Below are 13,632 nucleotides of genomic sequence, written 5' to 3' on the forward strand. Positions count from 1 at the left end.
GCGATACTAGTCTTGGCGTCGAAGCGCTAATGCTGCTCGCTTGCCACTTTCGACTGAGTGCCGGACCAGACGAAGACTCGGCCAGATGAGTCACTCGACGCCAGGTATTTGGTGTCCGGCGAGAACGCCAAGGCCGTTGCGCCGGACCTAGTCGAAATGTCCCTCAATCTCTGCTGGCGCCTGATGTCCCATAGGTGGATGCCGGAGCTATATCCCGCGGTTGCAAGTATGTCTCGAGACACCGCCAGCGCATACGTGCCATCGACGTAGCTGTCCAGGATGTAGGCCGACTGAGACGGATTGGCGAGGTTCCAGATTCGAACGGTGCGATCGTGGCTGGCACTAACGAGGAGCTGCCCGCCCTGCGCGTAAGCAACGGCATGCACAGCAGCAGTGTGACCCTTCAACGGCTCACCGGCCTGGCGGCCGGTGATGACATTCCAGAGCCGAACCGTGCAGTCGTGACTTGCGGTGGCCAGTGTCGACTGATCTGCCGAGAATGCAAGCCCGTACACGGTGTCGCTGTGACCTCTCAGCGGTTCCCCGATTTCCTGACCGGTACGGGGGTTCCACAGGCGCGCGGCGTAGTCGTGTCCGGCTGTGGCGATTAAGTTGCCGGACGGCGAGAATTCGATCCCGTAGCCACTTGCCGTGTGCGACCCGATAATCACGGGTTCGTCGGTGTTCAGCGCCTGAGCCCAAAGAAGCACTTCGCCGTTCTCTGTCGTTGCCGCGATCTTTCCGTCAACGGACCACGCGATGCCGTTAATGCTCGGCGTGCCGGCCGGCCGGAGTTCCGCGACGGATGCGCCACTGTCCAAGCTCCAACAGTGGATCGAGCCATCCTCGCCACCGCTCAAGATGTAGCGAGAGTCGGCAGAAAACGCTAACGTATTTATCGTGCCAGCGCGAGCTCGCAGGGCTAGCCGTTGAATTGCGCCGAATGTAGTTTGGTCGAACGCTGCCGAATCAATCTGAAAGTCCTTGGCGAGGGTGCCTTCGTTTTCGGGCTCGAATTCGCGTGCTGCGAGCCACAGATGCTTGAATTCCTCGACACATTCCGGCCCGCCCAGGAATTCGACGGTCAGTTCCACCTGGCCCCAGCGCGGCAGAACTTGACATCTAAGCACGTTCGCCACGGTCGTATGGCTGATAGCCTTGTGCGTCCCGGAGGCTATGTCGCGGGTGCTCGGCTCGCCAGCCTCTCTATGCAGTCGCTTAATCCGGTCCCGCAGCGCATTCAATGGCGTTGTTGGGTCTGGTTCCGGCATCGTCGACCTCCCTAGCTCCAGCATTCAACAACGTCGTTGTAATGGCGCTTCTCCAGTTCGGCTGTAAATCATTGGAGTAATCCGTAAGCGGCTGTCACCGTGCGTAAAGGGACTCCCTGTTGCGCCCAGGCTTCTAGTAGCCACTCGAACGAGCGGTCATAGGATGCACTGGGAGCCGACTCCCATGCGTATTTCGAGGAGACCTATCGTGAACTACACAGCGCTCCTGTCTGCTCTGGCGTTGCTTGGAACCATGTCGGTTGCCTCTGTGTATCTGTTCTCGAGCGACAAGGGCCGCCGCCGGCGCGCCTGGCGTCTGCTGAGTATCCTCCTCCGGCGCCACGGGTAGTCACAGCATTCGATCCTAAGCCGTTCACTATAACCGAGTGGGCGGCTAAGGTCGTTCTAGCTCATCGATACGTGCTTGGGTGATGTCGGCATTCGCGTCTCCCAATTCGCGAAAGATGGACATCGAGTGCCGCAGTACCTTGATCGCGTCGCTGGGTCGCCCTTGTTGAATCGCGATCTCAGCAATGTACCCGAGTGTTTCGGCCTCGCCATATCTATCACCTATTTCACGTTGAAGGTCTCGGCTGTAGGTCAGTTTCACAGCCGCGCCGTCGTAATCGCCGATAAATGTTAGCGATCGACCCAGGTTTGCGACCGTCCGGCCCTCGCCCACCCGATCATTAAGCTCTCGATAGATCGCCGCTGCATCGGTGAAGTTCTCGGTTGCTTCTCTAGCTTCACCCAACCTGAGCCTGGCACGCCCGATGTTATTAATTACGCGTGCCTCACCCCACCGATCGCCGAGCTGGCGGTTCAAGATCAGGGCGTCGTCGAAGTACCGAATCGATCGCGCAAGATCACTGGCGTCCATGTACACGCATCCCAGGTTGTCAAGCGTCGCGGCCTCGCCGTAGGTAAATCCTGTATCGCGCCATCGCTCAAGAGCTTCTTCGAGACAGGCGGCCGCATCGGCGAGCCTTCCGTCCTCGCGGTACGCGATGCCGAGGTTATCGCGGATCCGGCACTCGCCCCGGATACTCCCAAGGGCCTTCGCCCCGACCAGTCCGAGTTCGTGGCTCTCAATCCAATCCCTGCGGTACTTCCGAAGCTCATAATAGCTCCATGCGGCGGTTGCCATCTTCCAGACAACGTCGTGCATGCCGAGTTCTGCCGCGGTACGTAAGATGTAGATCAGATTACCCCGTTCGAAGTCGAACCACCGTAGTGCGTCCTCGAATGTGGCGAAGGGGTGAATTGGTAGAGCAGGCGCCAGTCCGCGCAGATCGATGGGCGTGCGAAACGGGTATATTGACCGATTAGCCGAGTCGGTTGCGTTCACGTACCAGAGGCACTCTTGTTGGCGACTGATTCGTCGCCCATCCTCCGTCTCGTGTTCTTCGACGCAATGTACGGCGAATGCTCGAACAAGATCGTGGAATTGATACGTGTCTGGCGCGGAGCTATGTTCCAGGAGACTTGCTGCAGCCAAGGCTTGTACTAGCCTGCGCACGTCGGAGATCGGCTGCCCGGTGAGTGCTGCCGCAACCTCAATCCGAAACTGCGCGCCCGGATGCAGCGCGAGCAGCCGAAAAGCCCTTGACTGCTGCGGTGGTAGCGCCTTATACGACCAGTCGAAAACGCTCTTGAGCGCGGTAGACGGATCATCGTCGACGGTCGCGAACATGTCGAGCCGATCTCGTTCACGCGCCAGAGACAAGATCAGATCGTCGATGCCAATATTTGGATCCCGGGTGACCCGTTCTGCTGCGATTCGAAGTGCGAGTGGTAGCCTGCCGCACAACGTCGCCAGACGTTCGAGGCTCAGATCGCTCGCACTGAAATGCGTTTTCCCGATGGTTTGCTTGAGAAGCGCGACCGAATCTTCTGCCGTCAAGATCCCGAGATCTATTCGCACCGCTCCCTCCCGGACGGTCAGCCCAGCTAACGAGTCCCTACTCGTAATCAACACGAAGCAGTCGCCCTGTCCGGGAAGAAGAGGCCTTACCTGGCTAGCTGTGCGCGCGTTGTCAAGAAGCAAGAGCATCTTGCGGCCTGCAATAATGGTTCTGAACATCGACGCACGGGCCTCTGTGGTCTCAGGCAAGATCCCAGGTCCGACGCCGAGAGAGCGAAGAAAGTCACCAAGCACGTCGTTCGGGTCACGCGGCGGGGCGTCGGGGTAGTAGCCGCGCAGATTTACGTAGAGCTGGCCGTCCGGAAATTGATGTTGATTTCGATGGGCCCAGTGGATTGCCATGTACGTTTTGCCGACTCCGCCAGTACCTGCGATGGCCGAAATGACAGCCATCTGACCGACCTGATCATCTTGTGGATGCGTCGCGAGCTGATCGAGTTGGCTGAGTTCCCCGCCACGCCCTACGAAGATCGGGCTCGATGTTGGCAACTGGCGGGGAACTGCGAAGGGATTCGCGGTCGGAATTGCCATTCGAACCTACCTCGGCAGGCGGTGCAGGGAGTCCAAGTATGATAATGGCGCCGGATCCGGGCGCTGCGGAAGCGGCTGCGTCTGGCACGCGAGCCGGCCACGAACTCCTTGCCGTGCGAATAGTCGCGGGCCAAGCTGGTCCGCCGGGCGCGCCGGCTGCCATGCCGCACAGCGCTGATCACATCGCCCAGCACGATTCGTATCCCGCGCCCCCGACGCCGCCAGCATCCTCGTCTGCCGCTGAGAAGGCACGGCCCTCCGAGCAGGTCTGGCCGCCCAGCTGGTCCTGCCGCTGGGCCTGCCAGACCCACGACCTTCTAGGAGGCCGCTTCGTAACAGCGCCCGCGTTCCTGCTTTCACAGCTCGTCGTCGCTCTGCGAGGCATACTCGGGCCGCATCTTTCGGGCCAAGCCGTAAAAGCCCGAACTCGGTCGGCCGGCGCTACGGGAGACGACCAGGGCGCTCCATAGCGGCTCACCCTTGTCGAACGCCCGACGGGAGACCTTGTCGAGCGGCTGCCTCAGGAAGTCCGGCCTGGTGTCCACCCGCTTTGCGAGGGGGCCATAGCCGATCAATCCCTTCGCCGTAGCGACGCCGAGAAGGATGTCCGCGATACGGTCGACTCGGTCGACCTCGAACGTCTCAGGCATCCAGTCACGTTAGAGCAGGTCTGGCCCGTGACGGTTCAGCTGATCCGCCACACTTGTGGCCATCCAGGTCTATCGAAGCGTCCTCATCTGCCGCAGGTGGGGCGCCGCCGACAACACGGCTGCGAGGCGAGCGTGCCTAGACTCGAAGTGGCCGCTGACCAGGACCGCCCGAGCCAAGTAGTTCGCTAGCGAGAACTGCTCTGGATCGGTTGAGAAGTCGATGAAGTCGCTGGCCGCCATGAGCCAGGTATCGGCCGATGAGCCGAGCTACCGATCTTGGTCGGCGGTGGGACAGGATGTTGGCCCGAGTCGGCTTCTAAGTGAAGGTTCCTGTGGCGATTTCCGAGAGAACGTTGAAGATCGTCTGGTCGGAGGCCGGTGGCAAGTGCTGCATCTGTCGCGTGCTGGTGCTGACGCCCGGCACTGAGGACGACGACCCGTCGGTCTTCGGCGAACTGGCCCACATCGTGGCGAAGAGTCCTGGAGGTCCCCGAGCCGGCGGCCTGGACCCGTCAAAGCTCGACACCCACGAGAACCTGATGCTGCTGTGTAACAAGCACCACAAGCAGGTTGACGACCAGCCCAACCACTTCACCGTGGAGAAGCTGCATCAGATCAAACGCGATCACGCGGCTTGGGTGGCGTCGGAGTCTAGTGCCCCGGACGACATGAAACTGATGCGGGACCCGACGTATCCGGTGCCGAAGAAGCTGAACATCATCGCCACTGGACACGCCCTCTGGCCGATGATCCAGGAGTGCATGGCGACCAGCTACATCATCCCCGACCGTATGCCAGATGAGGACGAGGAGCTGATGGTCGAGTTCCTACAGGTGGTCAGGGACTACGCCGATATCCACGACGATCTTCACACCGTCCGTGAGCACCGCGATGCCGCCAAGGCCCTGGGCGAGTACATCAGCCAACTTGCCGAGCGCAACTACTTCGTTGGCGCGTACATGAGGCGGCTTCTTCTAATCGGCGGGGTATCCAAGGAGGGCTCGCCGTGGCCGGAGCTCCACATCGAGATTCACGCTGGCGACCAGGCCCAGATCGTGGACAAGGACGGCAAGCCGATGGGTGCCACGGCTGGCGCTGTCAGCCGCGAGGTCGGGCGTGTGATGTTCCTGCGATGGCTGGAGCAGTACGGCGTTGAGCATCCGGGTGATCCCGCGCCGCTGGCCGAGTTCTTCGGAGAGGAGCCACCTTCCGGACACTCGGAGGTGCTTTGGCGGGATCTGATCCGCGGCCTGCGCAACGAGGGCCTGATCCTCTGCTTCGAGAGCCTGGAGTTCCGGTCCAGCAGCGCCACGCTCACTGACAAGGGCAGAGCAGATCTGGAGTCGCGTCGGCCGTAGAGATGTCCGGAGACTGGCCTACTCGTCAAGGTAGCGGACCTCTTCGTCGTACGCGTCACTGAGCCATTTTCATCGTGGGTAGCGGGCGTCTTCGGCGGCTTGCAGGACGAGGATGGCCTGGACGATCGGGGTGGCGCGGCGTGGGCAGCAGCGTAGTTTGGTCAGGATCTTCCACGACTTGAGCGTGGAAACGGCGCGTTCACCGAGGGCTCGGATCTTGGCGTGGTGCCTGTTGATGGACTTCTGCCGGCGGGACAGGCGGGTTCGGCGGTGTTTGCCCGGGGTCCAGACGGTGCCGCGGGCGCCTTGGTGGCCCTTATCGGCGAAGGTCAGCACGTCTGCGCCGGTCAGCGCGTCGATGATGCGGTGGGTTCGGGCTGCGGTCAGGTCGTGGGCCGAACCGGGCAGCGCCGGGGATGCCCAGACGAGACGGCCAGCGGCATCGGCGATGACCTGCACGTTCACGCCGTGGTGCTTGTGTTTCCCGAAGTAGTACGGCTTCTGGTCGGCGGCCCGGTCGATCGGTATCAGGGTGCCGTCCAGGATCGCGTACGCCAGCCGGCGGATCCGGTCCATGGCGGTGGCCAGGTCGTTGGCGGCCGTCGCGAGCAGGGTTATCGCTTCCTGCACGTAGCGCCAGGCGGTGGCGACGCCGATCTCGAAGCCGGCCGCGAGTCGGGTGTAGGTGTCGCCGTTGCGCAGGTGGGCGAGAGCCAGTAGCGCCTGTCAACCGGGGTCGAGGCGCCGCCACCGGAATCGGCGCTGCTTGCGGTGGCCGCGGATGCGGTCAGCGAGGTGGTTCAGGGTGCGGCTGGACAACGGAATCGTGGCGGGGTAGGACAGCCTGGCGAGGCTGCCGGTCGGGGCTTCGAGTCTTGGTCGACAGCTGTCCTACCTAAGGGCTGTCTAGTAACTGGGTGCGGGCGTTTGGCTGGTGCGGCGTCTGTGATTACCAGGTCAGGGCAATGTTGTGGAGGTTGGCGATGCCGGAAGCAGCGGCGGTCAATGTGCGGGCAGCGCGGCGGTAGTCACGCAGAATCTTCCAGTCTTTCATCCTGGCCAGGGTGTGTTCGACCTGCGCTCGGACGGTGCGGTGCTGGGCATTCAGGTCCTGCTTCCAGACCGGTAGCGGGCTGCCGTCGCGGTTCTTGCGGTACGGGATGATCACCTCGGGATTGCCGCGGTAGCCGCCGTCGGCGATGACGGGCCGTCCGGCCAACTTCTGCTCGATGCCGGAGGCCCGGTAGACGATCGTGTCGTTGCGGTTGCCCGGCTGGGGCTCGCCGACGGCGATGACCAGGCGGGTGCTGGCGTCGATGGCCACCTGCAGGTTCGTCGAGTACCGGTAGTTCTTGCTCGGTGGCGCGAGGCGGTGGTCCCGCGTCGGGATGAGGGTGCCGTCGACGATGGCGATCTGATCGACCGGCCGGTGGCGCACAGGTGCGAGAACCAGCAGCGGGCCGAGAGTGTCGATGACTCGGTGCGCGGGCGGAATGCGACACTCCGAACAGCGGTCCGATCTGCCGCATCGTCAGATTCGTGCGCCAGTAGACGGCCACCAGCAGCACCCGGTCGGGAAGATCGAGGGCCCACTGCCGGCCCGGCCGACCGTCAGCGATCCCGTCTCCGCCACGCTCGGCGACCAGGCGGACCAGCCTGCGGAACTGAGCGGGGGTCAGCCCAGTGAACGGGAGGATCCACTCCTGGCGGGCTGCGGAGATCACCTGCACCCATGCATCTTCGGCGATCGTCCGCAGCGGACATTGCCGGGGTGATGAGGGAGTAAGCGCCTATAAGAGAGGACGACGTGAGCAGCCAGTACATCGTCATTACCGGGGGACCCGGAGCTGGCAAGACCACGCTGATCGACAGCTTGCGGCGTGCCGGTCACGCCTGCGTCGACGAAGCGGGGCGACAGATCATCCAGGACCAACTGTCGATCGACGGTCAAGCGCTGCACACCGGGGACTCACGACTGTTCGCCGAGCTCATGCTCAGCTGGGAGATCCGCTCCTACCGCCAAGCCAGCCGGTATCCCGGACCCGTCTTCTTCGACCGGGGGATCCCGGACCTGGTCGGCTACTACTACCTACTCGGCCAGCCCGTTCCCGCACACGTGACAGCCGCAGCACAGCTCTTCCGCTACCACCAGCGTGTGTTCATCGCCCCGCCCTGGCCGCAGATCTACACCACCGACAGAGAACGACACCAAGACTTCGCCGAAGCCGTCCGTACCCACGACGCCATGGTCGCCGCCTACACCCAACACGGCTACCAGCTCAGCACCCTGCCCCGCAGCGACGTCGCCTCGCGCGTCGAGTTCATCCAGCAACACACCGCAGCCATCAATCCCGAATTTCCTGGATCACCCCGCCTGAGCTGCCCCGAGTTACGAGACGTCCCTTAGGCCTACCAACGCGCGCCCATGCAGATGTAGGAGGCCCAGATCACCGGCAGCGGTGACTCGCCCGGGTCCGCGCCTTGCGGCGTGGACCGCCACCGGTGGAGCCACTTGAGCTGCACAGCCCGCAACGCCGTGGCCGCATCTTCCGGCCGGCGTAGCGCGTCAGCCAGGTCGAGATCGAAACGACTGGTGAACGGAGTATCCCAGACCCGCCAGTTCGTCGCCACGACCTGCCGCGCACCGGCCCACAGGATCGCGGAGGACAGCCCGAACCACTCGCCGGCACCGCCGCCACCAGCACCCGAGGACGCGCACGCAGCGAGCATCACCCGCGACGGGAAAGGCAGGGCCGGGTCGTCACCCGCACTGGTGAAGATCAGATCGGCGGTGACCAGACTGCCCTGCAGGGCGAGGCCGCTCTCCACATCGCCGTCACCGCTCGCGTGGCCGGAATAGTAGAACAGGCTCGGATGTGACGGTCCGAGCCGCCGCAAGGCGATCGCCAGGGCCTGCGGGGTAGCCCCGGGATGTGTGAGCGCGATCTCCGTGCCAGGTGGCACAAGCCGGGAGAACTGCAGGTCGCCGCGCGGGTCGACGCACGCGACACTCAGCGGGAGTTCGTCCACCGGAAACGTCGGATGACGGTCGACGTAGTCCATCAGGGCGGCCGGCGGAGCGACCCGCGGCACCGCCGCGTCGATGAGCCGCGCGGGGTGGCGATCGGGGCTCTGCGTCTCGATGCCCAGGAGGGTGGTCGGCAGGACGGCGAACAGAGTGCCGCAGAGCACCAGCTGCAAGGGGTTACCGGTGCCGACCCGGCGCAGCAGCTCGGCGCGCAGGATCGGCGGGATGAGGTGATGTCCGAGAAGCGTCGAAAGGGTCTCCTCCGCGTGGTACGAGGAACTGAGGGGACCGTTCAGCACATCCGCGGCGGTGGCGTCGTCGTTGACGAGGCTGGCGTTCATCAACGTCTCGAAGGCGTCGCCCAGCTCGGTGCCATTGGCGGCATCGAGGAACCCGCAGGCCGCCTCGCCGCCGCCCCGCACACACCAGTAGATGCGCTCGTTGAACCCCCAGGCTCCCCACCACCAGGCGTCCTCGCCGCCGACCTGCCTGACGTAGTCGTCGAAGGACAGCGGGGTTCCGGCGACATCCTCGGCGTACAGCGAGGCAAGGTGGGAGAAGCCGTCCACGGCGATCGGCCGCATCCGGGAGACCCGGGTGGTGCCGAGGGTGGTGAGCAGGCCCGCCGGCGACATGCCGCGATATCGTTCTGCGGTCGGTCCGCCCGTGGGGAGCACCTGGAGACGGGCGCTTTCCATGAGCTCGGCCGCCAGCGCTGTGTCGTGGCGTGCACAGGCAATCTGGAGCGCCACTTCCCGCGCTGCCTCTCCTCCCATGTTGCTGAACAGGCGCAAGGCGGAGGCTTCCGTTCGAGCGCTGATCTCGTTATTGCGAGCTACCGCCGCGAGAGCGTGCGTGAGTGCGTCATCAAGGTTGCCACAGCTAAGGAGGAAGGCGGCCCGGCCAAGTTCCGCATTGGCCACATGACGGGGGTTGGCCGTCTCCCGTGCCACTCGCAGTCCGTGCTGGGAGGCCGAGTCCAGCCATGCGGGGAACGAGCGACTGCGGTGCCGGGAGTCGGTGAGAATGCTAAGCGTGGTCAGGAACTTCTCACGGTCACGCGTCGCGTAGTAGTTCACGGCTAAGCGGATATGGGTGAACGCCTCGTGCTGGTCGGCCCCATCAACTTCCAGTAGGGCGGCCCCGAGGTTGTAGCTATGTAAGGCGCGGTCGGCGTCGGTGCGTGCCGACTCCAGGTCATGCCGGAAGCCCTCGATCGACGCTGCGCTCATCCGGCGTTGGCCCCGCTCCGCCAGATCCTCCCTCACCCGTCGGATCTGATCGACATAGCCAGGGAGATGCCCGACGGCCTTCGCCGCCTTCTCGATGTAGATCTCCGCCACCGAGCCGATGCCCAGGTCCGCGAAGTAGATCGCGATGTCGTGCATCGCTTCGCCGTAATGCCGTACGTTTCGTGGATCTTTTTCCAGATGCTCCTCGGCACGGGCGAACGAGCGCAACGCCTCCTCCACGCTGCCTCGCTGCATGTACACCTGTCCAGCCAGCTGGTGTAATCGACCGAGGTCACGATCGCGCTGACGGGCGTCCGGTTCGGTGGCGAAGAGCGGTTCGGACGCCCGGATCTTTCGCAGCGCGGTGTCGAAGTCGCCGCGGTGGTATGCCTTCAGCGCCGCATTGGCAGACAAAATCCCCCGAGCTCTGTCGAACATGGCGGGCTCCCCTTGTGTCGGTGCGAGCCTCCAGCAGACTCCTGTGGGACCACGGCCACAATCCACGCTCGGCCGGACATAGCGGCTGATCGGACAGTTGAACCGCCACCGGCGCCTTGACAGGATTCGATGGATGATCACAGGAGGGGACATGCGCCGGATGGAAGACCCGCAGCCCGAGCAGACCAATCTCACCTTCGCCGAACGTGGACTCGTTGACGACCTGGACAACCCCATCAGCCTCAGCGACCTGCTGACGCCGCCGATCATGTCCGACAGCGGGGAGGAACAGGCCAGCGAAGAGCAGGCGTCCACCACAACGGACTGACGGCGGGCCGCCTTGATGCCCACATCACTGGTGAGCGTGACGATCTTCGTGCTGCTGGTGCTTCCCGGCATCGCGCTCGAACTGCTGCGTCAGCGATCCCGGCCGGGCCGGGCCGACAGCGTCTTCGTCGAGACAGCGCGTGTCCTGCTCGGCGGCGCGGCGGTCACGGTGGGGACCCTGCTGCCGCTCGGCCTGATCAGGACGGCTGCGCCCGCCGTTATGCTGAATCCCCGGCAGCTCTGGATCGAACCGCGGTACGTCGCCGACCACCTGTGGCTGACCCTCTGGTCGCTGGTGTTATTTCTGCTGGTCTCCCTGACGTTGGCCGCGCTGTGCTACGCCCTGCTGCCCGCGCCCGGACTCGCCGGTAACGTGCACATGGAGAGCGCATGGGTCTTCACCTTCAACCGGCTGCCGCAGCGACTGTACGACCAGCAGGACGCGTCATCTCCGGGATTCGGCATCCGCACGCAGTTGCAGGTAGAGCTCACTGACGGCACCGCTTACCTCGGCGTCCGGGACACCTACTCGGCGGACGCCGCACTGGTCGACCGGGAGCTCGTGCTGGCTCCTCCTCTGCACGTGCGGCGCGCCGAGGGCCCATTCGAGCCGCTCGAACCCGGCTGGCAACGGATCATCGTCCCGGCGTCACAGATCCGTTCGATCATGGTCCGGTTCACCCGAGGGGCGCCTTCCGCCACAGCGTCGCAGCTTCGCGGCCGCAGGACCACTCGGTTCCTAGCTGCGCTGGTCACCGACCCCCAGCGCCTCGCCGTGATACTCGGGCTGGAGATCCTGATCCCCCTTGCACTCGGCATCTTTCTTCGCCAGCTATGAGTCAGAGCTCCTCGTGCGCGCGGCCACTCCGCGGGAGGTCATCCCGCCCGTCTCGAAGGCCCAGGTGGCGGGCTTGGTCGGCGGCGCTAGCGCGGACGCACGAACAGGCGCGCCACCAAGGGGCATCGCATCTCCGAAGAGACTCTGCGGAGATTGCGGACTGCCGAGCACTCCAACCTGACGACTTCAACATTGACAGCGCTCGCCGAGTTCTTCGGCGTCCACCCGGATCAATTCCTCCAGGCTGCCTGTCTCCATCGTCCTCGCGCAGGCAGCGGTTATCCTCCCTGCTAGGCGGTTGCCGCCCACGCAACCCTCGTGGGAAACAAGGAGACTTGAACCCAGGAGAACCACTCATCGAGCCTCGTTCAAGGCTTGTCATTGCTTGTCAAAACCCCTTGTTACCAACAGTAACCGAACCAAGCTTGTCATTGCTTGACGAAAGTGGTCGCTGAGCTGCGAAGACACCGCCAGGCGCTCATCACTCCTTGTCACCCTTCGTCAACGATTGGGCGGGGTTTTCGGGGGGTAAACGGGGGTGCCACACAGAATCCCGCCAGGTCTGATCGCCCCCGCTGGCCCTGTCACCGTGTGGCGCCTGCCTCACGGCATGGGTGCTGACCGAATCTGTGGCAGCCCTTCCTCGGTCAGCGCGACCGTCAGCGGAACCTCACGTGGCGGTGCGCTTTCGATGCTGTCCCGCAACGACCGGTGGACAGGGCACTCGCACGACGGATGCAGCGGATCCGGACATCGGGCAAGAGCAGCGTTCAGCTGTTGAACTCCGTCAACGGGGACCGGCCACGACCAGTTCATGTCCCATGGCTCCTCCCAGGGTTGGTGGAAGCAGTCATGATCGAAGTGCACGAGAAGCCCGGCCTCGCACAATGGACAGACGGACAGGCTGGTCCAGCGGTAGGTGACCTGGTGCCCGGGAGTACCGTGCGGCACGCCCCAACTGCCGATACGAACAACGGTGCGCTGGTCCACTCGGCAGGCGACGCAGATACGCATGGCTAACCCTCCTCGCCATCTGGCGACATCCACCGCAGAGATCGACGCAATCACGGACCCCCGGTTGCAGCAGGCCGATGGCTAGGGATCAACGCAGTACTCCGCGGCCGGGGGCGTCCGACGGTTCGCCGAGACCACCCTGCCGATCCACTGGAAAGGACTGAGTTGCATTCCCCGGGGCCTGAGCTGGCAGATCCGGCCGCCTGCCAGCTCGCTCGGGGCCATGCTCTCGATCCTGGGTGGATAGCCGGTCGAGGCGACGATCGCGTAGCCGTCGTTGACGCTCACCACGAGCACGGAGCGTTCCGTCTTCGTGCCGGCATCTTCGAGGTTCATCCGCGTCAGACCGTCCACCACACGTCCGACGGCGACCCGGGACAAGCTGTAGCGGGGCCATCCGGACTCGGCGAGCCCTTCCTCGACGACCAGAGCCGCGAGCACGATGATTGCGACGATCGCGATGCCCTGGCGATGCGGCGCCAGCCGGCGCCGGGCCCAGATCCACCCGAGACTCACCAGGAAGGCGATGAACTGCAACAGCAGGTAGTTCAACGGGACGAAGATCGCGAAGCCGGCGGCGAGGCCGGCCGCCGCCCAGTTGGTGGCACGGAGGGTCCAGCCCAGCCAGCCGCGTTGCCGGGCGAGGTAGACGAGCGACGCCGCGATAGTCGGCAGGAACAGCGGCAGCAGCAGCGCCGTCAGGCCGAGCGGGTTCCCCTCCTGCACGATCGAACGGAGGAGGACGTGCTGACCGGTCAACGACAGCAGGAGCAGCACCAGCAGCAGCGGGAGCGCCGTCAGCACGGCCGGCATCAGGTCGTCGGCCACGCTCGCCCGATCCGGGGCGTAGCTGACGGTACTGCTGCTGACACTGCTCCTGTTGCTGATGCTGCTATCGACGTACACGTCGCCGGTGGCGTGGACGTGCATCGTCCTGGGCGCGTCGCCGCCCGCCTGAGCCGTGGAGCCGGCTCGGCGTCGCCTGCGCCGTGGCCTGGGAGCTGGCATCACGCGAAGGTAC

At 64.3% G+C, this 13,632-nt stretch carries 9 protein-coding genes and 2 pseudogenes; 4 read left to right on the top strand and 7 right to left on the bottom strand.

All coding sequences use genetic code 11. The annotated features are described in order from the left end of the window. Positions 1 to 26: 26 nt before the first annotated feature. From KBX71_RS18255 to KBX71_RS18265, 3 genes are all read right to left on the bottom strand, one after another. Complete coding sequence (locus KBX71_RS18255) at positions 27 to 1,271, bottom strand: WD40 repeat domain-containing protein (protein ID WP_210819209.1); 1,245 nt, start codon at positions 1,269 to 1,271, stop codon at positions 27 to 29. A 394-nt stretch (positions 1,272 to 1,665) separates the two neighbouring features. Continuing rightward, positions 1,666 to 3,726 carry a tetratricopeptide repeat protein gene (locus KBX71_RS18260; protein WP_210819210.1) on the bottom strand — a complete coding sequence of 687 codons (2,061 nt, stop codon included), beginning with the start codon at positions 3,724 to 3,726 and terminating at the stop codon, positions 1,666 to 1,668. A gap of 356 nt (positions 3,727 to 4,082) precedes the next feature. Next, complete coding sequence (locus tag KBX71_RS18265) at positions 4,083 to 4,376, bottom strand: hypothetical protein (protein ID WP_210819211.1); 294 nt, start codon at positions 4,374 to 4,376, stop codon at positions 4,083 to 4,085. A 332-nt stretch (positions 4,377 to 4,708) separates the two neighbouring features. Between KBX71_RS18265 and KBX71_RS18270 the strand changes: the two genes are divergently transcribed. Continuing rightward, complete coding sequence (locus tag KBX71_RS18270; protein ID WP_210819212.1) at positions 4,709 to 5,734, top strand: HNH endonuclease; 1,026 nt, start codon at positions 4,709 to 4,711, stop codon at positions 5,732 to 5,734. Between the two features lie 69 nt (positions 5,735 to 5,803). Here the strand turns inward: KBX71_RS18270 and KBX71_RS18275 are convergent. Continuing rightward, a pseudogene (locus KBX71_RS18275) lies at positions 5,804 to 6,577 on the bottom strand (transposase family protein). 106 nt (positions 6,578 to 6,683) lie between these two features. Continuing rightward, positions 6,684 to 7,464, bottom strand: a pseudogene (locus KBX71_RS18280) (transposase). Positions 7,465 to 7,541: 77 nt separating this feature from the next. Here KBX71_RS18280 and KBX71_RS18285 point away from each other — a divergent pair. Further along, positions 7,542 to 8,141 (top strand): AAA family ATPase, encoded by a 600-nt coding sequence (locus KBX71_RS18285; protein ID WP_210819213.1) that lies wholly within the window; start codon positions 7,542 to 7,544, stop codon positions 8,139 to 8,141. A gap of 2 nt (positions 8,142 to 8,143) precedes the next feature. On the opposite strand, the gene KBX71_RS18290 is transcribed toward KBX71_RS18285, so the two are convergent. Next, positions 8,144 to 10,432 carry a CHAT domain-containing protein gene (locus KBX71_RS18290; RefSeq protein ID WP_210819214.1) on the bottom strand — a complete coding sequence of 763 codons (2,289 nt, stop codon included), beginning with the start codon at positions 10,430 to 10,432 and terminating at the stop codon, positions 8,144 to 8,146. Positions 10,433 to 10,583: 151 nt separating this feature from the next. Here KBX71_RS18290 and KBX71_RS18295 point away from each other — a divergent pair, with 151 nt between their 5' ends. Both KBX71_RS18295 and KBX71_RS18300 read left to right on the top strand, forming a co-directional pair. Further along, positions 10,584 to 10,760 carry a hypothetical protein gene (locus KBX71_RS18295; protein ID WP_210819215.1) on the top strand — a complete coding sequence of 59 codons (177 nt, stop codon included), beginning with the start codon at positions 10,584 to 10,586 and terminating at the stop codon, positions 10,758 to 10,760. Between the two features lie 15 nt (positions 10,761 to 10,775). Continuing rightward, a complete protein-coding gene (locus tag KBX71_RS18300; protein ID WP_247683692.1) occupies positions 10,776 to 11,597 on the top strand; it encodes a DUF6338 family protein in 822 nt (273 codons plus the stop codon). Between the two features lie 1,095 nt (positions 11,598 to 12,692). Here KBX71_RS18300 and KBX71_RS18305 read toward each other — a convergent pair. Next, positions 12,693 to 13,619, bottom strand: coding sequence for a hypothetical protein (locus tag KBX71_RS18305; protein ID WP_210819217.1), 927 nt, complete (start codon positions 13,617 to 13,619; stop codon positions 12,693 to 12,695). Positions 13,620 to 13,632: the final 13 nt, after the last annotated feature.

The organism is Micromonospora sp. D93, from assembly GCF_018070365.1.
GTDB classification, from domain to species: domain Bacteria; phylum Actinomycetota; class Actinomycetes; order Mycobacteriales; family Micromonosporaceae; genus Micromonospora; species Micromonospora ureilytica.